This window comes from Sorangium sp. So ce117, from assembly GCF_051524395.1.
GTDB lineage: Bacteria > Myxococcota_A > Polyangia > Polyangiales > Polyangiaceae > Sorangium > Sorangium cellulosum_B.
In genome coordinates, this window is the sequence record NZ_CP150309.1 from 2,578,417 (window position 1) to 2,600,216 (window position 21,800).

General features: G+C 67.5%; 19 protein-coding genes. 17 read left to right on the top strand and 2 right to left on the bottom strand.

Annotated features, from left to right (window positions below):
• The first annotated feature begins 120 nt into the window (after window positions 1-120).
• The 15 genes from WMF46_RS09705 to WMF46_RS09775 all read left to right on the top strand — a co-directional run bounded on the left by WMF46_RS09705 (window position 121) and on the right by WMF46_RS09775 (window position 17,688).
• Window positions 121-1,230: a DUF444 family protein gene (locus WMF46_RS09705; protein WP_437280781.1), complete on the top strand. Its 1,110-nt coding sequence runs from the start codon at window positions 121-123 to the stop codon at window positions 1,228-1,230.
• Between the two features lie 6 nt (window positions 1,231-1,236).
• Window positions 1,237-2,799 carry a SpoVR family protein gene (locus tag WMF46_RS09710; protein WP_437985352.1) on the top strand — a complete coding sequence of 521 codons (1,563 nt, stop codon included), beginning with the start codon at window positions 1,237-1,239 and terminating at the stop codon, window positions 2,797-2,799.
• Window positions 2,796-4,013 (top strand): tetratricopeptide repeat protein, encoded by a 1,218-nt coding sequence (locus tag WMF46_RS09715; protein ID WP_437985353.1) that lies wholly within the window; start codon window positions 2,796-2,798, stop codon window positions 4,011-4,013. Before WMF46_RS09710 ends, WMF46_RS09715 begins: the two co-directional genes overlap by 4 nt.
• 998 nt (window positions 4,014-5,011) lie before the next feature.
• A complete protein-coding gene (locus WMF46_RS09720; RefSeq protein ID WP_437716667.1) occupies window positions 5,012-5,569 on the top strand; it encodes a hypothetical protein in 558 nt (185 codons plus the stop codon).
• A gap of 26 nt (window positions 5,570-5,595) precedes the next feature.
• Entirely contained in the window at window positions 5,596-6,804 is a 1,209-nt protein-coding gene (locus WMF46_RS09725) for a methyltransferase domain-containing protein (protein WP_437985354.1), read from the top strand.
• 130 nt (window positions 6,805-6,934) lie between these two features.
• Window positions 6,935-9,238, top strand: coding sequence for a SpoIIE family protein phosphatase (locus tag WMF46_RS09730; protein ID WP_437985355.1), 2,304 nt, complete (start codon window positions 6,935-6,937; stop codon window positions 9,236-9,238).
• Window positions 9,239-9,262: 24 nt separating this feature from the next.
• The gene (locus tag WMF46_RS09735; RefSeq protein ID WP_012234413.1) at window positions 9,263-10,180 is read left to right on the top strand and encodes a slr1658 superfamily regulator; all 918 of its coding nucleotides are present in this window, start codon (window positions 9,263-9,265) and stop codon (window positions 10,178-10,180) included.
• Between the two features lie 48 nt (window positions 10,181-10,228).
• Window positions 10,229-11,218 (top strand): PP2C family protein-serine/threonine phosphatase, encoded by a 990-nt coding sequence (locus WMF46_RS09740; RefSeq protein WP_437716670.1) that lies wholly within the window; start codon window positions 10,229-10,231, stop codon window positions 11,216-11,218.
• Window positions 11,218-11,709: an ATP-binding protein gene (locus WMF46_RS09745; protein ID WP_231864758.1), complete on the top strand. Its 492-nt coding sequence runs from the start codon at window positions 11,218-11,220 to the stop codon at window positions 11,707-11,709. Before WMF46_RS09740 ends, WMF46_RS09745 begins: the two co-directional genes overlap by 1 nt.
• 34 nt (window positions 11,710-11,743) lie before the next feature.
• Entirely contained in the window at window positions 11,744-12,154 is a 411-nt protein-coding gene (locus tag WMF46_RS09750; RefSeq protein WP_012234416.1) for a hypothetical protein, read from the top strand.
• A gap of 34 nt (window positions 12,155-12,188) precedes the next feature.
• Window positions 12,189-13,547 (top strand): STAS domain-containing protein, encoded by a 1,359-nt coding sequence (locus WMF46_RS09755; RefSeq protein ID WP_437985356.1) that lies wholly within the window; start codon window positions 12,189-12,191, stop codon window positions 13,545-13,547.
• 307 nt (window positions 13,548-13,854) lie between these two features.
• Window positions 13,855-14,343 carry a MarR family winged helix-turn-helix transcriptional regulator gene (locus WMF46_RS09760; RefSeq protein WP_437716672.1) on the top strand — a complete coding sequence of 163 codons (489 nt, stop codon included), beginning with the start codon at window positions 13,855-13,857 and terminating at the stop codon, window positions 14,341-14,343.
• 24 nt (window positions 14,344-14,367) lie between these two features.
• Entirely contained in the window at window positions 14,368-15,306 is a 939-nt protein-coding gene (locus WMF46_RS09765; protein ID WP_437985357.1) for a 3-keto-5-aminohexanoate cleavage protein, read from the top strand.
• On the top strand, window positions 15,303-16,088 hold the full coding sequence (locus WMF46_RS09770) for an enoyl-CoA hydratase/isomerase family protein (protein WP_437985358.1): 786 nt from the start codon (window positions 15,303-15,305) through the stop codon (window positions 16,086-16,088). Before WMF46_RS09765 ends, WMF46_RS09770 begins: the two co-directional genes overlap by 4 nt.
• A gap of 37 nt (window positions 16,089-16,125) precedes the next feature.
• Window positions 16,126-17,688, top strand: coding sequence for an acyl-CoA carboxylase subunit beta (locus WMF46_RS09775; protein ID WP_437987874.1), 1,563 nt, complete (start codon window positions 16,126-16,128; stop codon window positions 17,686-17,688).
• Between the two features lie 71 nt (window positions 17,689-17,759).
• On the opposite strand, the gene WMF46_RS09780 is transcribed toward WMF46_RS09775, so the two are convergent.
• Window positions 17,760-19,253 (bottom strand): hypothetical protein, encoded by a 1,494-nt coding sequence (locus WMF46_RS09780; RefSeq protein ID WP_437985359.1) that lies wholly within the window; start codon window positions 19,251-19,253, stop codon window positions 17,760-17,762.
• 122 nt (window positions 19,254-19,375) lie between these two features.
• Between WMF46_RS09780 and WMF46_RS09785 the strand changes: the two genes are divergently transcribed.
• Complete coding sequence (locus WMF46_RS09785; RefSeq protein ID WP_437985360.1) at window positions 19,376-20,128, top strand: thiamine phosphate synthase; 753 nt, start codon at window positions 19,376-19,378, stop codon at window positions 20,126-20,128.
• Complete coding sequence (locus WMF46_RS09790) at window positions 20,125-20,727, top strand: hypothetical protein (RefSeq protein WP_437985361.1); 603 nt, start codon at window positions 20,125-20,127, stop codon at window positions 20,725-20,727. The genes WMF46_RS09785 and WMF46_RS09790 overlap by 4 nt, the downstream gene beginning before the upstream one ends.
• Before the next feature lie 37 nt (window positions 20,728-20,764).
• Here WMF46_RS09790 and WMF46_RS09795 read toward each other — a convergent pair whose 3' ends face one another.
• Window positions 20,765-21,760 carry an ATP-binding protein gene (locus WMF46_RS09795; protein WP_437985362.1) on the bottom strand — a complete coding sequence of 332 codons (996 nt, stop codon included), beginning with the start codon at window positions 21,758-21,760 and terminating at the stop codon, window positions 20,765-20,767.
• Window positions 21,761-21,800: the final 40 nt, after the last annotated feature.

Consider the following 21,800-nt stretch of genomic DNA (forward strand, 5'->3'; position numbering starts at 1 on the left):
GGGGAAGTGGAGATGGAGATGTCGAACGGAAGCGGGGAAGCGGCGCCGCCGGGGCGGGAGACCTCGGCGGCCCGCCGAACGTGCGGACCCGAGGCGGCTTCCGATGCTACACTCGCGAGCGTGTCGTTGAAGATCGACCAGGATCACGGGCGCTTCCGTCAGATCGTTCGCGGCCGCATCCGCGAGAACCTGCGCAAGTACATCTCGCAGGGCGAGCTCATCGGACGAAAGGGGAAGGACCTCGTCTCGATTCCCATCCCTCAGATCGACATCCCGCGCTTCCGCTTCGGCGACAAGCAACGCGGCGGCGTGGGGCAGGGCGACGGCAACCCCGGCGATCCCGTGGGGGGCTCGGACGACAAGCAGCCCGGCCAGGGGCAGGCGGGCAGCGGCGAGGGGGACCACCTCCTCGAGGTCGACGTCACGCTCGAGGAGCTCGCCGGCATCCTCGGCGAGGAGCTCGAGCTGCCCGACATCCAGGACAAGGGCAAGAGCAAGATCTCGAACGCCCACGATCGTTACTCCGGCATCCGCCGGGTGGGCCCCGAGTCGCTGCGCCACTTCAAGCGGACGTATCGCGAGGCGCTGAAGCGGATGATCGCGAGCGGGACGTTCCGCCCGGCGGCGCCCGTCGTCGTCCCCGTCCCGGACGACAAGCGGTACCGCTCGTGGAAGACGATCACCGAGCCCGTCGCGAACGCGGTCATCATCTACATGATGGACGTCTCCGGGTCGATGGGCGACGAGCAGAAGGAGATCGTGCGCATCGAGTCGTTCTGGCTCGATGCGTGGCTGACCCGCCAGTACAAGGGCCTCGAGTCGCGCTTCATCATCCACGACGCGATCGCCCGCGAGGTCGACCGGGACACGTTCTTCCACACGCGCGAGTCCGGCGGCACGATGATCTCGAGCGCCTACAAGCTGTGCTCGCAGATCATCGACAACGACTACCCGCCGGACGAGTGGAACATCTATCCGTTCCACTTCTCCGACGGCGACAACTGGTCGATGGACGACACGCTCTCCTGCGTGGACGTGCTCAAGACCCAGATCCTGCCGCGGGTCAACATGTTCGCCTACGGGCAGGTCGAGAGCCCGTACGGCTCGGGTCAGTTCATCAAGGATCTGAAAGAGCACTTCTCGCAGGACGATCGGGTGGTGGTGAGCGAGATCAGGGACAAGGACGCCATCGTGGGCAGCATCAAGGATTTCCTGGGGAAGGGGAAGTAGAGCGGTATGAGCAAGTTCGCCCTGAACACCGCGCTTCCCCGCTACCTGCGCACCGAGAAGGAGCGCATCGAGAAGATCGCCCGGGACTACGGGCTCGACTTCTTCCCCGTCATCTTCGAGATGCTGACGTACGACCAGATGAACGAGATCGCCGCGTACGGCGGCTTCCCGAGCCGCTACCCGCACTGGCGGTTCGGCATGGAGTACGAGCAGCTCTCGAAGAGCTACGAGTATGGCCTCTCGAAGATCTACGAGATGGTCATCAACAACAACCCTTCGTACGCCTACCTCCTCGAGGGCAACTCGCTCACCGACCAGAAGCTCGTCATGGCGCACGTGTACGCGCACGTCGACTTCTTCAAGAACAACTTCTGCTTCCGGTCCACCGATCTCGACCATCGCGGCCCGATCCTCGACCCGGTGCGGAAGAGCGACGCCTACGATCCGGACCGCAAGTGGATCGACAAGATGGCGAACCACGGCGCGCGCGTGTCGCGCCACATCGAGCGCTACGGCATCAACAAGGTCGAGGCGTTCGTCGACCACTGCCTCTCGCTCGAGAACCTGATTGACCCGTGGGCCCCCTTCTCCGGCCGTCCTGTGGCCAAGGAGGACGAGGAGCCCACGGAGGAGCCGATGGACACCTACAAGCTCCGGGCCAAGGAGTACATGGACTCCTTCATCAACCCGGAGGAGATCCTCGCGGCGCAGCGGAAGAAGCGGCAGGACCAGAGGAAGCCGGAGCGCAAGGTGCCGGAGCGCCCGGAGCGCGACGTGCTCAAGTTCCTGCTCGACCACGCGCCGCTCGATCGGTGGGAGCGCGACGTGCTTGAGATCATCCGCGAGGAGACCTACTACTTCGTCCCCCAGCGCCAGACGAAGATCATGAACGAGGGGTGGGCCTCGTACTGGCACTCGAAGATGATGACCGAGAAGGTCCTCGATGCGTCGGAGATCATCGACTACGCCGAGAACAACGCCGGTGTCATGGCGACGGCGCCGGGGCGCTTCAACCCCTACAAGGTCGGCGTGGAGCTCTATCGCTACATCGAGGAGCGATGGAACAAGGGCCGCTTCGGCCGCGAGTGGGAGGAGTGCGCGGACCTCGACGCGAAGCGCACCTGGGACATGCGGCTCGGCCTCGGCCGCGAGAAGATCTTCCAGGTGCGCGCGCTCTACAACGACGTGACCTTCATCGACGAGTTCCTGACGCCGGAGTTCGTGATCGAGCAGAAGATGTACACGTTCGGCTTCTCGGGGCGGAACGACAGGTTCGAGATCGAGAGCCGCGAGTTCAAGGAGGTGAAGGAGAAGCTCCTCTTCCAGCTGACGAACTTCGGCGACCCGTACATCCGTGTCGTCGACGCCAACTACGGCAACCGGGGAGAGCTCCTGCTCGAGCACGTGCACGGCGGCTTCGACCTGCGCGCCGACTACGCGCGGGAGACGCTCGTGGCGCTCGTCCGGTGCTGGAAGCGGCCGGTCGGCGTGGCGACGAAGATGGATAACAAGCCTGTGCTGCTCCGGTACGACGGCAAGGAGCACGCGATGACCCCGTACAAGCTGTGAGCGCCTGCGGAGCGATCCGCCGGCTCGGCGTCCTGCTCGTGCTCGCCGGCTGCGCCCCGGCGGCGCCAGCGTCGCGCTCGCCGGCGCCGCGACCCTCGGCGGAGGCCCCTGCGCCGACTGCCCGGCTCGATCCGACGGCGAACGCCGCGCCCGCGCCGCCTCCGGGGAGCGGCGCTGCCCCGGGCGCGGCGGGCCCGCCGGTCGGCTCCGGCGTCCCGTTCGACGCGCCGTCCACCAGCGAGGCAGCGGCGGCGAGCCCTCCTCCGCGCGTCGCGCGCGGCACCGGCACGCCGGCGGACAGGAAGCTCGAAGAGGGCGACGCCGCCTATGCGAGCGGCGATTTCGCCGCTGCCGAGAGGGCCTATCGCGCGGCCGCGCAGCTCGACAAGAAGGACGCTGCGGCGATCGTCGGCGCCCAGCGCGCGGCGATCGCCAGGGCAGGCGTGTCCACCGACTACAACGGGGCGCCGGGGGACAGGACGCTGCTCGCCGCGCTCCCGGAGCTGAAGCGCGCGGTGACGCTCGAGCCTGACCACGCGCTCGCGCACCTCGAGCTCGGCCGCACACTCCTCGTCCTCGGCCGGGCCGACGCCGCGCTCGGTGAGCTGACACGTGCCGCGGAGCTCGCCCCGAGCGACGCCGAGGCGCACTCCGCGCTCGGCGTCGCGCACCTCGCGCTCGGCAACCTGCAAGACGCTGTCCGCGAGCTGACGCGTGCCGCAGAGCTCGCACCCGGGGACGCGGAGCGGCAGGCGAACCTCGGGACAGCGCTCCTGGCCGCGGGGAGGACGGCCGACGCGATCCGCGCTTACGAGCGCGCCGCGAGGCTCTCGCCGGCGGACGCGCGCCTGCAGAACGACCTCGGGACGGCGCTCCTCGCCGCGAACGATCCAGCGCGCGCCGTTCCGCACCTCGAGGCGGCTGTCGCGCGCGACCCGGCGCGCGCCACCTACCGATCGAACCTCGGGTATGCGCACCATCTCCGTGGCGACCTGCAGAAGGCGACCGCGCTCTACCGCGAGGCGCTCAAGCTCGACGACAAGCTCGGGAGCGCCTGGATCAACCTGGGCAACGCCCTTGCGCAGTCGGGCCAGCTGAAGGACGCGCGCGCAGCGTACGAGAAGGCGCGCGCCGTCGATCCCACGGATCCGCGCGTGAAGGCGGTGATGGACGAGCTCGACGCCATCGAGCGACGCGGCGCTCCGCCGCGGTGACGCCGAGGCGCCGGTCGCGTGCGCCACAGCGGCGCTGCGCGGCGTGAGCTGCGCGCTGCGCTCGGGAGGCGGCGCGCTGCCGGGCTGGACAGCGCGACGGTGAACAGCCGTGGCCTGCGTCGTTGATTGTCAAGCTTAATCGTTGCCGTGTCCGACCCCGCGCGCCGCCTAGCCGCCCGCGCCGAAGGCGAGGGCGCTCCTTGGCCGAGCGGCGCCCGGCAGCAGGAGCGGGCGCTGCAGGACCATCGATGTCGTGAAGCGATCCCGGACGCGAGACACACCCGACGCCGGCCGCGGGCGCTCATTCATCGCGGCGCAGCCCAGAGACGCCGACTTCCGCGCGATGGGCCGCATACCGAATCCGCGTGCGAGAGGCGGACTCGGGTCCGGCGCGCGATGGGCTAGCCGGTAGGTGGGCGCACGGATCTCCTTGCACTCCCGTGGCGACTCTCGGGACCAAACGATGCCTGAGCGCGCCTTCGCCTCGCGCAGGAAAGGGTTGACAGAAGCGATGCACGTTCGATTACCTCTCTTCTGCAGCTCCAGATGCTCTGATGGTCAACCACTGTGCGCTCGGTCAAGACGAGCGGGGTGTATATGTGGTTCGAATTACAATCAAACGCCTCCGCAGCGGGTGCTCTGTGGACAAAATGGCTGGCGGCCGCGGTGACTCCGTGACGTCGCGTCCGGATAGAGGCAGGGCTCATTTCACCCGGATAAGTGCGAAACGATCGAGCTGAGCCGCAGGCTGCTGGAGGCTGTCCTACATTGATTTACCTGACCGTAAGGTCAGTGTAGATCCGAAAACGCAATTCGTATTACAAAAATGTTGCGACGTGATGGCATGCCTGGTGCAACCTGTCGGGCGGGCGCTGACGTTTCTGGCGTCTGAAATCCCGATGGGGCTCGCTGGAAACCTCGCGATGCACTCGACGGGGCACCCCGAACCCGGGTAACCTCGTTCGTGCCTCACTCGTCAACCAACCCCCGAGGCTTTGATGTCCGTTTCCAAGCAGGCCGACATAGCCCCGACGTTGAGACCGCCGCCGGCTCCTTTGGTGGACGGTATGATCATCTCCGCGAACTTCTCCGTGGGTGGTTTCAGCAAACGTTGGAACCACTGTCATCAGCTGGCCAATTTTCTCGCGCGATATGCCAGTGCCAACGAGGACGACCCCGAGCGTCATGCAACCTTGTTGTCGACGTTCTTTAACGAGCTGCTCGAAGCCGTCTTTCGAAATCACGGGCCATGCGGCGAGATACAGATTCGGTTCCGGAAGAGTCAGAGTCATATCTTCGTCGAGGCCGAGGTTCCGGTCAACGAACAGAGCGCGAAATTTTATAATCACGCAGTCCAGCTGGTCAATCAGCCCGACCCGATGTCCTGGTATCGAGAGCAGCTCGAGAACGACGTCCCGGACGATGACGCGCAGGCGCTCGGGCTGCTGGAGCTCGCGGTCGTGTACGGCTCCAAACTCAGCATCACCGAACCCGCTGGCGGGGGCCAGCTTCTGCTGGCCATTCAGTTCCCGTTCACTGAGGTAGACGAATTATGACTGCTTCGATCGGTCGCGAATCCGTCGTGCCGCCTTCCTCCTCGAGCGGCCTCCCGTCGTGGCGCTCGCAGGTCACGTTCAGCATGCGCGTCGACCAGACGGATCAGGAGGTCGCGCTGTCCGGCATGTTGCGGCCTTTTGGCGCCGATCAGATGAGGGCCATCCGCGGTACGCTGGAGACGGCGGCGAAGAGCGCGAGGGGCGAGTTGTGCTTGGACTTCAAGCGTCTCAAGTACATGAACAACGTCGCGTTCCTCGAGATCAACAGGTTCGTTCGCTGGGCGGTCGAGGCGCGTCCTAACCTCAAGATTAAGCTCATTATTTCGAGCGTCATCCCCTGGGCTATCCGCAAATTTCAGGTGATCGCGGAGATCTATACCAACGTCTCTGTCGAGATCTACGACATGGCGTTCTATCCGATCCAGCGGATGCTGGAGGACGCCGAGTTCATCGACGTGCTCCGGCTGCAGGAGCGGATCATCTGGGAGCACGAGCGCAAGATACTGCCGCACCACGGGCTCATGCCGGGGATGAGGATCGCGGACATCGCCTGCGGGCTCGGGTACTTCGCGGTGATGCTCCAGAAGGACTTCAAGCCCGAGTACTTGGTCGGCGTCGATCACTCCCGCCCGTCGCTCCGCTATGCGCAGGAGATGGCGAAGCGGCTCGCGATGGAGGACGTGGAGTACCAGTACGGCGATGCCGCGACTCTCCTCCTGCCGGACAACTCGTTCGATTTCGTGGCATGCCGCCTCGCGCTCCAGGTCTTTCACCAGCCCGAGATGATCATGCAGGAGCTCTATCGCATCTGCAAGCCGGGTGGACGCATTTACATCACGAACGAGATGATGTCGTGCAACTACGGGTGGCCCGACCACGAGCTCATCCGCGCGACCTACCAGCGCATCCTCGAGCTCGGCAAGATGGTCGGCATGGATCTCGATATAGGGATGAAGACGCGGCAGGTGCTGACGGACGCCGGCCTCGAAGACCTCAAGATCAACCTCATCGACATCACCAACATGAACACGGACTGCTACGACTTTGCCCGGGTCGTGGAGAGCTGGATCAACGGGACGAGCCAGATGGCGGCCACGGCGGGCACCCTTCCGGAGTTTCACCAGGAGATCTCGGCCGGCCTCAAGGTCCACATGGCGACCATCACCAATCCGAAAGGACTGGCGTCGTGGCCCATCTACGCGGGTTCAGGGCGCAAGCCAGTGAAGATGATGTAGGACGTTTCGTGCGAACTGTGCTCGTTTCAGTGGGAGATACTCATACGTGACCTCGCCTGCTGATGAGACACGGAGGGAGCCTCGGCGGCGCGGCTTCTTCTTTGGACTCAGAAAATTCAATACGAAGTTCATGCTGGTCACCGGGTTCAGCGTGCTGCTCGGTGCCCTCCTGAACGTCCTCGTAGCTCGGCAAGGTCTGCATGAGCTCAGTCAGAAGTCCGCCCGCGAGATAGAAGGTGGGCTGAACGAGGCGAACCGCGAGTACCTGACGAACCACCTCGGCGACACGGCGCAGCAGGTCAACCTGAAGCTGGGCCACGCCTATGCCGATCTCAGGATGCTGGCCGCCATCATGCAGACGATGGTGGACCAAGGCGACCAGCTCGACGAGCTGCACAAGAAGGTCGCCAGCACGGATTTCTTCCGCGACAAGCTCGTCTACAACTCGAAGAGCAACTGGTGGCAGAACGGCCCGGACGAGCCGACCGTCCTCGGCGTCTGGGGCTACCTCGGCAAGGACGGCCAGATTCTGCCTGACGTGCAGCGAGCGGTGGACAGGACCGCGCTGCTCGACCTCATCCTTCCGTCGTTCCAGAAGTACGGGGCTGATAAGCTCCAGGTCTATTACGCCGACAGCGCGGAGCAGCCGTTCGTCCGGGTGGCGCCCTACCTCGACATGGGGGGCACGTTCGATAAGCTCTATCCGGGGCACAACGAGAAGCGGTGGTACGACTTCTTCTATCCCGGCCTCGTCGAGAGCTGGAGCGAGTGGCTGAAGGAGCCTGGGGGGCTGGAGAGCCGTCCCGTTCAGACGACGGTCACGGCGCCCTACGACGACGCTGGGGGCGGCGGCATGATCATGACCGCGTTCCATCCAATTTGGAGCAAGGGGCGCGACAAGTTCGCGGGCGCGCTCGGGCTGGACCTGACCCTCGCGCAGCTCGTCGCGTCGATCAAGGACGTCCGCCTGGCGAACGCCGGCTTCGCCTTCCTGACCCAGGCGGACGGCAACGTGCTCGCCGTGAACGACCTTGGCGCCACGACGCTGCGCCTCCGGGCCGAAGGCGGCGCGGGGCAGAGCGAGGGGGTGGGTGTCCTCCAGCGTCGGCTCAAGGACAGCCGTGACCCCGCAGTTGCGATGATCGCGCTGCCCAGCGACGATAACGTAGATTACCATGAGCGGATGATCGCCGGAGAGGCGTACATCATCGCTCTCCAGCGGCTCGCTCCCGTGAACAGCTGGGCTGGTCCAGGCGCGCGGATCGAGTCGCAGCAGTGGACGCTCGGGTTCGTCGTGCCGAAGAAGGAGCTCTACGCGTCGCTCCTCGCATCGCAGCGTGCCATCGAGGAGAGCCGGACCAGCATCGTCACGAAGCAGATCCTCGTCACGATAGCCTCGTTCCTCGCGCTGATGCTCGGCGTATACCTCGTCTCCCGCAAGATGACGGGCGCTCTCGTCGCGCTCTCGACCGGCGCGACGCGGATGCGGGAGGGCGACTACGGCGTTCGCATCGACGTGAACTCCGCGGACGAGATCGGGCAGCTCGGCGTCGCGTTCAACGACATGGCGAGCGAGATCGAGGCCTACACGAACAACCTCGAAGAGCTCGTCGGCGAGCGGACGCGGGCGCTCGAGAAGGCGAACGAGGAGATCAGCGAGCTGAACGCGAAGCTCGCGCAGGAGAACATCCGGCTCGGCGCCGAGCTGAACGTCGCGCGGCAGCTCCAGCTCATGGTGCTCCCTGCGCCGAGCGAGCTCCAGGAGATCCCGGGCCTCGACATCTCGGGCTACATGGCCCCTGCCGACGAGGTCGGCGGGGACTACTACGACGTGCTCCGGAGCGACGGGCTCGTCAAGATCGGGATCGGCGACGTCACCGGCCACGGGCTGGAGAGCGGCGTGCTGATGCTCATGGTCCAGACGGCCGTCCGGACGCTGCTGGCGGCCAACGAGCGGGATCCGAAGAAGTTCCTGAGCATCGTCAACAAGGTCATCTACCAGAACATCCAGCGCATCCGGTCGGACAAGAACCTGTCCTTGACCCTGCTCGACTACAGCGACGGCGAGCTCCAGCTCACCGGCCAGCACGAGGACCTGATCATCGTCAGGAAGGACGGGACCCTCGATCGTGTCGAGACCATGGGGCTCGGGTTGCCGATTGGCATCGACCTGGATATCAGCGATTTCATCGGTAGCATCGAGGTGAAGCTGGAGGCCGGGGACGTCGTGACGCTCTTCAGCGACGGCATCACCGAGGCGGAGGACTCTTCAGAGGAACAGTACGGAATCGACCGTCTGTGTCAGGTGATCTCGCGAAACCACCAAAGAACCTCGCGGGAGATCAAGGACGCTATCATCGAGGACGTCTTGGCGCACGTAGGCTACAACAAAATCCATGATGACATCACTGTACTTGTCATTAAGAGGGTATGAGCAAGGGGGAGACTGGGCATTACCATGAGCGAAATCATCGGCGTCTACTCTTTAGACGATTCGTTCAGCGAACACATGTCGCTGACGTTGTACCCCGACTCGTTCGCGGTGAGATGGAGCCTTTGTAACCTGACGGCCAATTTCATGGCCGAGTACTTCGGCGAGCTCTTTCCGGAGATCGACGGCGAGGACAGGCTCATCAGCCGAGACGAGGTCTCAGGCGCCATCGGGTACGTTCTGAACGAACTGGTTGAGAACGCCGTCAAGTTCAATCAGCACGGTGACATCACCGTGACCGTGGGTATCGGGCGTGAGGACCTGGTGTGCCTCGTCAGCAACCAGATCACGAACGCCGCCGTCCCCTCGCTTCGTGAGAAGCTCCTAGAGCTCACACAGGAGGACCCTGGGGAGCTCCTGCGTCGGCAGGCGGAGGCGAACGCCGAAGACGCGGAGAACGCCGGGTCGGGGCTCGGGTATCTCATCATCATGAATGATTACGGTGTCAGTCTTGGCTGGAAGCTAGACCCGATCTCGGTCAACAGCTTCAGCATCAAGACGATGGCCAGGATTCCTATTTTGAATGAAAGGTCGAGAATGGAAATCAAAGGTGGTAACTACCGGGTTTGGTACGATCCCTCTGAGGTGGTGGTGTACCTGGAAGGAATCCTTCGTCTTGGCGGCACCACCGAGTACGCCCCCATCGAGGAGCTGCTCGACAAGGTCCTGGCCACGAACCCTCCCACCATCACACTCGACGTCAGGGCGCTGAACTTCCTGAACAGCTCCGGGATCAACGTCCTCTACAAGTTCGCGATCGCCACCAGGAAGAAGGGCGAGCTCCAGCTCATCGTCCGCGGGTCGAAGTCCATCCCGTGGCAGGGGAAGTCGCTGCCCAACCTCAAGAAGTTCAATCAGAACTTCGAGATGATACTCTGTGATTGAGATGGGATGGGTTCTTCCGTCCAACCCGAATCGCGTCCAGGTCGAGCCATGACTGCACCCAAGGACATCAGCTCGATGCACTCCAGAGGCTTCCTGCAGAAGCAGAGCAATCTGGATGCCATCAGGGCGATCGTGAAGGAGCGGCAAGCGTGGAACACCTTGCTCCGCGACGAGGGGAACTTCACAGACTTCATGGAGCGCTGCAACGCGCTGCTGGAGTACGTCGACAAGCTGAAGCTCGACTTCGACGACCTCTCCCTGGTGCACGAGGCGATCCTGGAACACGCGACCAGCATCGAGAACGAGCTCGAAGGGTACAACCGGGCCATCGACGACGACCTCGCGGTGGCGCGGCAGGTCCAGCGCGCCCTGCTTCCGGAGGCGAGCGGGGCCATCGCCTCGTCCTTCGACATGGCCATCTTCCACAAGCAGCTCGCCCAGGTCGGCGGAGACTACTACGACTTCTTCTACCTTCCCGGCGAGCGCCACGCGATAGGTGTTTACGATATCTCAGGTCACGGAGTATCGTCGGCGCTCATCATGGCGTTTCTGAAGGCGCAGTTCGCCCACGCTACCAAGAGGCTCGATAGCCCTGGGGCGATCGTGGACTGGGTGAACCGGAGCGCCTACTCGTTCCTCCGGGAGGTTCGCCGTTACGCGACGGTGAACTTCGTCATGTTTACTGACCGATTCCTCCGCTACGTCTCGGGCGGAGGGTACGGGCTCCTGGTCCGTCGCGGTACGCCTCGCTCGTTCAACCGGGTGAGCAACTTTATCGGTCTGCGCATCAAGCCATTTCACGAGTTCGAGCTGCCGTTCGAGGAGGATGACGTCCTCGCCTTGTACACAGACGGGATGTTCGAGGCGCAGGACGCGAGCGGGGAGATATATTCCGTGCAACGTCTCAACGAAATCGTCGTCAAGCACAGCGAGGAACCGGTGCAGGTGATCCTCGACCGGTGCATCGAGGACTACACGCGGTTCCGGGTGGCGGACGCCGACGACATCACACTGATCATCCTGCGAAGGTGCGCCTGATGAAGCCCGAGAAGAATCATTCGCAGACGTCGGTCGGTGCATCGATATATATATCTCCGATCGATCACATCACGGGCGACGTGGCCGGCCTGCTTGCGAACTTTTTGGACGCGCTGCTGGTGAGGTTCTATCCCAGGCGGATCTGCCAGAAGGTCAACGTGGTGGTCACGGAGCTGGTCACCAACGTGCTCCAGCACGGGACCGAGCGTGAGAGCGAGGTGCGGCTCGATCTGAGCATCGATCCGGATCGATTGCTCATCAAGGTATCCAACCGCGTTACGCCGGAAGAGTACCGGACCGTCAAGGCGGTATTCGACGAGATCTTCGCCGCGGAGGACCCGAGAGAGCTCTTTGCCAGGACGGTGCGCGAGCGGCGCAACGATCGACGCAGGGGCGGTCTAGGGCTCATTCGGTTGACCGCCGAGAACAAGTTCCATCTCTCGACGCAGTACGTCGATGGAATCCTCGTCGTCCAGGCTACTTTCCCTTGAAAAGGCTGCGTATGTTTTCCACGAAAGGTCGCGTATGAAGGCTCTCAGCTATGGAGAAATCACGGATGGCGGGCTGAGCGTCTTTCAGTCGGTCGCCCGGCTCGATGACGACAACCGCCTCGTCTTGACCTTCGAGGGCGCTATCCGGATCGACAACCCGTACCGGTACCTGTCGAGCTACCTGGACGAGCTCGCCCGAGTCCTCCCGCAGCACCCGATCACGTCCACGGTGATGGATTTCGTGAAGATGCGGTTCTGCAACTCGAACGGCTTCTACGTCATCATGGATATCGTGGACGCCGTGTACAACCTGGTGCCCGGCCGGGTGACCGTGCGGCGGATCCTCGACGATGACTGGCAGCACGAGACGCTGCCCATCCTGCTCAACCTGAACGAGGAGCACGTGGCCGCGCGGACGACGTTCGAGGACGTCAAGGAGACCTAAGCGTGGGGGTGTGGGCTGGGTAAGGCGACCGGCGATGGGCACACCTGCGAACGAAGCGGACGTAGAGAGGTTCTTCGCTGTCTGTCCCGATCCGCTGTGTGTTCTGCGGAGCGATGGATCGTTCCTGCGGGTGAGCGGCGCCTGGGAGCGGACGCTCGGCCTGGGGACCGAGGATCTCGTCGGCCGGAGCCTCCTCGATCTCGTGCACCAGGACGACGTCGTCGCGACCAGGGAGCAGATGGATCGGCTCCGCCAGGGGCCCGTCACGCTCGGGCTGGAGAACCGGTGCAGGAGCAGGAGCGGCCTCTACGTCTGGCTGTCGTGGTCGATGCTCTCGGTGCCGAGCGAAGGGCTCGTGTACGGGTGGGCGCGCAACGTGGGCAAGCAGAAGCGCCTCGAGCGGGCGCTGATGCAGCGGATCGAGACGAAGATGCTTGTCGCGTCGATCTCGTCCCATTTCATCAACGTGAAGCTTTCGGACGTCGACCGCGGCTTCCACTCGGCGCTCGCGGAGCTCGGCAAGGCGCTGCGCGCCGACAGGACGAGCCTGTTCCTCCTCGCGGAGGACGGGCGGCGGTTCCTGAACACGCACGAGTGGTGCGCCGACGGGGTGCCGTCGCTGCGCGCGGAGCGGGGAGTCGTGTCCAGGGACGTGTATCCGTGGCTCGTCGAGCGGCTGTTCCGCCTCGAGGTGTGCGACGTGCCGCGCGTGGCCGACCTGCCGGATGAGGCAGCGAGCGAGCGGCGGGCCTTCACGGAGCTCGGGATCGCCTCGCTCGTCCGGATGCCTGCAGCGTACGCGGGGCGGCTCGTGGGCGTCGTGGGGCTCGACGCGGTGCGATCGACCCGCGCGTGGGACAAGAGCGTCCGGGCGCTGCTCCAGGTCATCGGCGAGATGTTCGCGATCACGCTGGAGCGCATGCGCGCCGAGGAGTCGCTGCGCGAGGTGGTCGAGCAGCAGGAGTCGATGCGCGCGGTGATCTCGCGGCAGGAGTCCGCGATCGAGACGCTGTCGACGCCGATCATCCAGGTCTGGGACAGCGTGCTCGTGCTGCCGCTCGTCGGCAGCATCGATCGCCACCGGGCGACAGAGATCACGGAGAAGCTGCTGCGCACGATCGTCGAGACGAAGTCGCGCTACGCGATCGTCGAGGTGACGGGGGTCGAGGAGGTCGACTCGACGACGGCGCAGCACCTCATCAGCATGCTCAAGACGATCGAGCTGCTCGGCGCGCAAGGGGTCGTGGCCGGGGTCCAGCCGCAGGTGGCGCAGACGGCCTCGTCGCTCGGCGTCGAGCTCTCGTCCGTCCAGGTGCATCGGGACCTCCAGGAGGCGCTGAGGTGGTGCATCCGGGAGCTCCGGGCAGACCGGTCGACAGGGAAGCGGCGGTAGATCCGACTTCGCGCCGCGTTCTCCTACATCCGAACGTTTACGTGGACGTTTACGTGGTCGTGGTCGTGGTCGTTCACGGCCTATCGTTGACGACCACGACCACGTAAACGTTCACGGCCACGACCACGTAAACGTTCACGACCACGTAAACGTCCACGTTGGTGACCGATGGTGGGGGCGGGCTTCGGTGACCGGACGAGCTTGGTGAACGCCGATGCCCGGGGGTGGGACAGCGACCGCTCGGTCGGAGGGGGGCGCGGGAGCTTGACGCACCCCCGGGGAGAGAATATTTCGTACACGAAGCATCGTGACAGCGACCCTGCCGCCGCCCGAGAGGCCGGAGATCGACGCCATCGTGGAGATGATCATCTATCTCTACACGGAGTCGCGCAGGCTCACGAAGGGCATGGCGAGCGGATTCGGCCTCACCGGGCCACAGCTCACCATCCTCAAGCTGCTCGAGTCGTTCCAGGATCTCTCGCTGTCCACGCTGTCGGAGCGCATCCGGGCGCAGAACAGCACGGTGACCGGGATCGTCGATCGCATGGAGCGAGAGGGGCTCGTCCGCCGCGAACGCTCGAAGGCCGACCGGCGCGTCGTCCACATCCGGCTCAGCGAGAAGGGGGCGCGGCTCGCCCGCGAGATCCAGGTCGAACCGATGGAGATCTTCCGGAGCGCGCTGCTGAGCTTGAGCCCGACCGATCTGCGCGATCTGCTCCGGATCCTGACGAAGCTGCAAAAACAGGTGGTCTCGCGGGTCGGACAGAGCCGGACAGAAGAAGAGCGACGGCGCTGAGGACACGAAAGGGAGGCAGGGGGCATGAGAGAGAAGCCGACGTTCACCGGGGAACCGAGGGATCCGAACGGACGAGATCCCGATATCTGCGTGGTGACCTGCGCGCTGTCAGGGGTGCTCGCCGGCCGCAAGCAATGCCCCGCCATCCCCTATACGCCGGTCGAGATCGCCGAGGAGGCGAAGCGGGCCTACGACGCAGGGGCGGCGGCGGTGCACATCCATGCGCGCAACGACGACGGATCACCGACGTTCTCTCCGGCCGTGTTCGCGCGGATCAAGGACGAGGTGCGCCAGCGCTGCCCGGTGATCCTGAACTTCTCGACGGGCACCCTCCTCGACGACGTGAGCGAGCAGTGCGCGACCCTCCGGGAGAGCCGCCCCGAGATCGCGGCGCTCAACATGGGCACCATGAACTACTCGAAGTACTCGCGCGCGCGGAAGACCTTCGATTTCGATATGGTGTTTCCCAACACCTACGCGAAGATCAGCAAGCTCCTTGACGCAATGAACGAGGCCGGGACGAAGCCAGAGCTCGAGTGCTTCGATACGGGGCACACCCAGGGCACCTGGCCGCTCGTCGACATGGGGCTGCTCAAACCCCCGCTCCAGTTCTCGTTCATCGTCAACGTGCTGGGCGGCATCCCCGCGCACGTGGAGTCGCTCCAGCTCCAGACCAGGATCATGCCTCCCGGCTCGGAGTGGGAGGTGATCGGGATCAGCCACGGGCAGTGGAGGATGCTGGCGGCGGCGCTCGTGCTCGGCGGCAACGTGCGGTGCGGGCTCGAGGACCACTTCTACCTGCCGAGCGGCGAGATGGCGCGCAGCAACGGAGAGCTCTGCGAGGTGGCCGTGCGCATGGTGCGCGACGTCGGCCGCCGGCCGGCGACGGTCGAGGAAGCCCGGCAGATCCTGGGCCTGCGCGACGACGGCGCGACAGGAGCGGCAGGAGGGGCGGCCTCGTGACGGAGCGCGCGTACACGGTCATCCAGGCCTTTTTCGCGGGGGGCGTCCTCCGGCTCACGCTGAACAACCCGTGGCGCAAGAACGCGATCGGGCCGGCGATGGTGAGCGAGCTGCTCGACGCCCTCGCGGCGGGCGCGGCGGACGAGGCGGTGCGCTGCGTGGTCCTGACCGGCGCGGGCGACGCGTTCTGCGCGGGCGGGGACTTCGCGCAGATCGCGGGCGCGGAGGGGGCGCCGCCGCCCGAGATGAAGGGCGATTACGCGGACCTCCTGCTCGCCTTCGCGAACTCGAGCAAGCCGATCGTGGCGCGGGTGAACGGGCACGCGCTGGGCGGCGGGCTCGGGCTCGTCGCGGCGTCGCACTTCGCGATCGGCGCCCGCGGCGCCAAGCTCGGGACGCCGGAGATCAACGTCGGCCTGTTCCCGATGATGATCATGGCGGTGCTCCAGCGGCACGTGAGCCGGCGCAAGCTGCTGGAGATGATGCTCCTCGGGCAGCGCCTCGACGCCGACGAGGCCGCGCAGTGCGGCCTGCTCAACAAGGTGGTCGAGCCGGGAGCGCTCGACGCCGCGGTCGACGAGGTGACCTCCGCCATCGCCTCGAAGAGCCCGATCGCGGTGCGCCTCGGCCTCGAGGCGTTCGCGGCGCAGGACGATCTCGACCTCGAGTCGGCGCTGCCGCTCCTGCGCGAGCGGCTCGCCGGCTGCCTCGCGACGGACGACGCGCGGGAAGGGCTCCTGGCCTTTCTGGAGAAGCGAAAGCCCCGCTGGTCGGGCAGGTAGGCGCGCCGGGGCGCGCAGGGAGAGGTGGCCCGTGAACATGCGAGAGCTCGTGAAGGACCTCGAGGCCCGCCGGGAGCAGGTGCGGCGGATGGGCGGCGAGGAGCGCGTGGCAAAGCAGCACGCGCGCGGGAAGATGACGGCGCGGGAGCGGCTCGCGGCGTTCTTCGACGACGGGGTGCACTTCGAGGTGGGGATGCACGGCACGCAGATGGGGCTCGCGGCCGGGCCGGACGGGAGCGACCGGCCGCCGGCGGACGCGGTGGTCTGCGGGTTCGGCAAGGTCGACGGGCGGATGGTCTGCGCGGCGGCGTACGACTTCACCGTGAAGGGCGGCAGCATCGGGCAGACGGGCGAGGAGAAGGTGACCCGCCTGCGGCAGATGGCGCTCCGCGGCCGCTGGCCGATCGTGTGGTTCATCGACTCGGGCGGGGCGCGCATCGATCCCGGCTCGATGCACCCGGACAGCATCTCGCTGTTCGCCGGCTCTGGGCACCTGTTCCGCGAGCAGGTGCACATGAGCGGCGTCGTGCCGCAGGTCGCGGCCATGGTGGGGCCCGGCGCCGCGGGCACGGCGTACATCCCGGGGCTCGCGGACTTCGTGCCGATGGTCAAGGACGTCGGCTCGATGGCGCTCGGCGGCCCCGCGCTCGTGCGCGCGATGACGGGCGAGGACATCTCCGAGCAGGAGCTCGGCGGCAGCAAGGTGCACGCGACGAAGAGCGGCGTCGGGGACGCGGAGTACCCGAGCGACGCCGAGTGCGTCGCCGCGGTGAAGCGGTATCTGTCGTTCTTCCCCTCGAGCTGCGACGAGGAGCCGCCGCGCCTGCCGATCACGGATCCGATCGACCGGCGGGAGGAGTCGCTGCTCGACCTCCTGCCGGAGAGCCCGCGGCGCGCCTACGACATGCTGAAGCTGATCGACGCCATCGTCGATCACGGCGAGCGGTTCGACCTGAAGCCGCGGTGGGCGCGGTCGATCATCACCTGCCTCGCGCGCATCGGCGGCCAGCCGGTCGGCGTCGTGGCCAACCAGCCGACCCAGATGGGCGGCATCCTCGACGTGGACGCGTCGGACAAGGCCGCGCGCTTCATGCAGATCTGCGACGCGTTCAACATCCCGCTCGTGTTCCTGCAGGACGTGCCGGGGTTCATGATCGGCTCGAAGGTCGAGCACGAGGGGATCATCCGCCACGGGGCGAAGATGCTGCACGTCATGGCGGCGGCCACCGTGCCCAAGATCACGGTGGTCGTGCGCAAGGCGTACGGCGCGGGCTACTACGTGATGTGCGGGCGCGCGTACGAGCCGGACCTCATCGTCGGCTGGCCGACCGCGGAGATCAGCGTGATGGGGCCGGAGGGGATGCTCGGGATCGCGGCGAGGAAGATGTTCGGCGACGCGCCGCCGCCGCCGGAGGTGAAGCAGGGGATGGTCGACGCGATCCAGAAGAACATCGACGTGATGAAGGTCGCCGGCTGGGGCCTCATCGACGACGTGATCGATCCGCGGGACACCCGGAGGGCGATCGCGTGGGGGTTGGAGCTCGCACGGAAGAAGCGGGTGGAGCGGCCGGAGAAGAAGCGGGGGATCCTGCCGGTGTAAGTCGCGCCAGGGACGGGGTGCCCCGCCTCAGGGTGTCCCTGCCGCACTGACGCGCGGTCCTGTTCCTCGCGCTACTGGTCGTGCTCCTCGTGTTCCGGCGCCTGGCTGGCCTCGGGCTTCGGCTTGGGCGTCGGCGCGGCTCGCGGCGCGGCTGCGTAGAACGGCTCGGGCGCGCTCTTCACGCGAAGGAGCGTCGTGTTCTTGGCGGGGACGACGGCGGTGTACGCGTCCAGGCCGAGCTCGGTGCCCGGCTCGTTCGCGTGCAGCGTGGCCATGACCTCGTAGAGGCCCTCGCGGTTGAACGTGTCGGCGGGGCAGACCTCCCGGAGGAGGAGCGAGACGTCGGCCGATGCGCCGGGCTTCAGCGTCCTGAAGAGATCGCGCGGGATCGCCCCCGTCGGCGGGGCCGCCGTGCATACCGTCTCGCCGTTCGGGCCGGCGACGTGGAACTCGAGCATCCGAGACCGGATGGCGACGGTCATGGGGCGCCTGCCAGCGTTCTTGGCGCTCACCCGGACGACGATCGAGCGAGGGCTCGCCGCGTCGGACCAGGGTTCGCTCGTGAGCTCCAGGCGAGGCGCGTTGGCATCCACGATCGGCTTGCCCGGCGGACCGGCGCTGTGGCCTTTGTCCGACGGAACGCGCTTGTCCGGGGACTCGCCAGGTGGCCTATCCGCGGACGTCTGGGCCGCTTTGTCGTCCGCGGGTTGAGCAGCCTTGTCGTCCGTGGGCTGAGCGGCCTTGTCGCCCGAGGATTGTGCCGCCTTGTCGCCCCGAGGCTGAGCCGTCGTGTCCGCCGGAGAGGCCGGCTCGGTGCCGCCCGCATCGCCCGCGGCGGCCTCCCTGGGCGGCAGGCCGTAGCTCAGCACGACGGTGGGCGCCGCGAGGCCGGGCGCAGGGGCGAACGCCGGCGGATCGTCCGTCGACTCCGCAGCGAACGGCGCCGCCGGCGGCTTCTTCGACCACTTGGGCGGCGGACCCCAGCCGTACCAGGTCCTCACCACCGAGCCGCCCGCGAGCGCCGCCTCGTCCTTGCCGAAGCAGAGCAGGCGCGGGTCGAAATGCTCCATGTACGACTGACCGGGCGCCAGCAGCAGCGCGCGCCGCTCCGGGAAGCTGCTCGGCTTGAGCCCCGCGGGCGCGGCGCAGCGGACCGTCTTCTTCGTGCGCTTGTTCAGCGTGTCGACCTCGAGGCCCAGCAGCCGCACGTCCGCCGGGATGCGCATCGGCCGCTCCCCTTCGTTGTCGATCCGCAACGTCCACGGCCCGTGAGGCGACGGCGCGATGAGCCACAGGCGCGCCGGTGAAGGCGGCAGCGGCGGGGACTCGGGCGCCTTCTTCTTCGCGCTTGTCTTGGGCGCGGCGACCTTGCTCCCTGCAGGCGGCGGGGCGGCGGCAGCCTTCGGCCCCTCCGCGGGCACGGCGGAGCCCGGCCCTTCGGTCTGCTGCGCGGGGCTCGACTTCTCCTCCGCGAGCGCAGGGCTCGACGCGAGCCCCATCACGGCCGCTGCAGCAGGAGCGATCGAGGTGAACAGACAGGCGATCCGGACGAGACGTGTGCGCATGGAGGATCCGTTCGGGAGCGAACGCTTCCGCTTTCTTTCCGGGGGCGTCAACCTTAGCGTAGCCAGCGAGCCTGGCCTCCTCCGGAGCGCCCGGGCGCTCTCCCACCGCTCGAAGCGTGGTCATGCGCGGCCTGTACGCCATCGTCGACACCGACTCGCTCGCGCGCCGCGGGCTCGATCCTGCGGCGTTCGCCGAGGCCGTCCTCGACGCGCGCCCCGCGGCCATCCAGCTGCGCGACAAGCGGGGCGGGGCGGCCCAGACGCTCTCGCTCCTCCGCGCGATCCAGCCCCTGGCCGCACGCGCGGGGGTGCCGCTGTTCGCGAACGACAGGGCGGATCTCGCGATCCTCGCCCGCTGCGACGGCGTGCACGTCGGCCAGGACGACCTCCCGGCGGCCGCGGTTCGCAGGCTGGCGCAGCGCGCTTCCGTCCCGCTGCGCGTCGGGCTCTCGACCCACACGTCCGCGCAGATCGAGGCCGCGTTGCGGGCGTCGAGCGAGCTCCGCGATGCAGGTGATTCCGGCGATTCCCTCGAGCGCCTCGACTACGTCGCCATCGGGCCGATCTTCGCGACCTCGAGCAAGGAGCGCCCCGACGCCGTGGTCGGCCTCGAGGGGCTGGCGTCGCTGTGCGCCCTGGTCGAGCGGGTGCGTCCCGGGCTCCCGGTCGTGGCGATCGGCGGCATCTCCCTGGAGAGGGCGGCCGAGGTCGGCGCGCGCTGCTCCGCCGCCGCGATCATCGCCGCGCTGCTGCCGGATCAGGGCACGCCCGCGCCGCGCGCCCTCGAGGAGGTGAGCGCCCGGGCGCGGGCGCTCCAGGAGGCGCTCGCGCTGGCGGGCGCGCGCGCGGCGCCGGTGGACAGGGGCGCGCGATGAGCCTCACGCTGCTCGCGGCGGCCGCCGCGGTGGCCGCGACCGTGGGCTACATGGCGTCGCGCCGCGAGCGGGAGGCGCCGGGGGGGAAAGGCGGCGAGCGCGCGCGAGACGCGCCGGCGGCGCCCCCGGGGGACGCGCCGTGGCACGAGCTGCCGTTCGCGCTCGGCGACGTGGTCCTCGCCGGGAGCGAGGAGCGCTGGCTCTCGGGCGCGATCGTCGCGCGCGAGCGGGGCGAGATCGTCGCCGCGGTGTTCCTCGCGCCCGAGGGCGGCGCGCACGGGGCGGTCGTGGCCTTCCCCGCGCCACGGCGCGAGATCCTGTGGCTCGCGCCCGCGGCGGCCGATTCGCCGGACGAGCCGCCGGCGACGCTCGAGATCGCGGGCGCGACCATGCGGCGGCGGGCTCGGCTGCCGGCGGCGCTCGAGCGGTGCGGGCAGGGCGCGCCCCCCGTGGGCGACGCAGGGATCATCGCCCTCTACGACGGCGCCGGGCGCGACGCGGCCGTGGTGCTCGCCAGCGAGGGGCGGATCCACGCGTGGGCCGGGCGGCGCATCGAGGACGGCGGATACGAGCGGCTGGGCGGAGGCGGCGAGGGCTGACGCCGGCCCGCGCGGCCACGTGGCCGCGCGGCGCCTGTCAGCCGACGACGCTGCGCAGCTCCGCGATCAGCGACGCCATCGCGAGGCTCGGCGAGGCGTTGCGCTCGAGCTGCGCCACGGCGCGGGAGACCGCCGCGTAACGCCGGGCCGACAGGCCTGCGTGGCGCGGATCGGACGCGACAGCGGCGCGGGCCTCGCGGGCGAGCGCGGCGCTCAGCGCGCGGAGGTCGTCCTTGAGGGCGCCCTTGTCGCGGTCCACCGACTCGGCGAACGCGACGGCGGGCCCGAGGTCCCGGGCGGCCGCGGCATCGAGGACACCTTTTACAAAGGCGTCGCGCGAGGCGGTCTGCTCCTCGTCCGCGAGATCGAGCGCCGTGGACGCGCTGCCGGCGGCGAGCTCGACGGCGAGGTCGTGCCGCCCCTCGGGCACGCCGCGATCGCGGAGGATGCGGCGGATGAGGGCCTCGGAGAGCGGGGCGAAGCGCACCGGCAGGGTGCGCGAGCGGATCGTGTTGAGCAGGCGATCGCCGCGCGAGGTCAAGAGGATGAAGTGGGTGCCGGGCCGCGGCTCCTCGAGCGTCTTGAGGAACGCGTTCGCGGCGCCGACGCTGAGCTCCTCGGCGTCGCGGACGATGAACACCCGAGCGCGCCCCTCGTGGGGCGGGTAGGCGGCGCGGGCGAGCACGATGGCGCGGACCTGGTCGACCGAGATCTCGGTCAGCTCGTCGCGGCTCCGGCCGATGACGGCGGCGGGGTAGAAGTTCTTCGCGACGATCTGCACGTCGGGGTGGAGCGGCGCCGCGGGGCGCCCGTCGGAGCGCGCGGCCGCGCGCCGGCACGCGTCGCAGCGCCCGCAGCCGAGCGGGTCGCCCCCGGTGCAGACGAGCGCCTGGGAGAGGGCGACGGCCGCGAGCTCCTTGCCGACGCCCGGCGGGCCCTCGAAGCGGTAGGCGTGGTGCACGCGGCCCGCCTCGAGCGCGCGCGCGAGCGTGCCGACCGCGGTGTCCTGGCCGAGGATGTGGGAGAACGGCACGGCCCGCTATCTAGCACGACCGGGGGTCGACCTGGTCCCG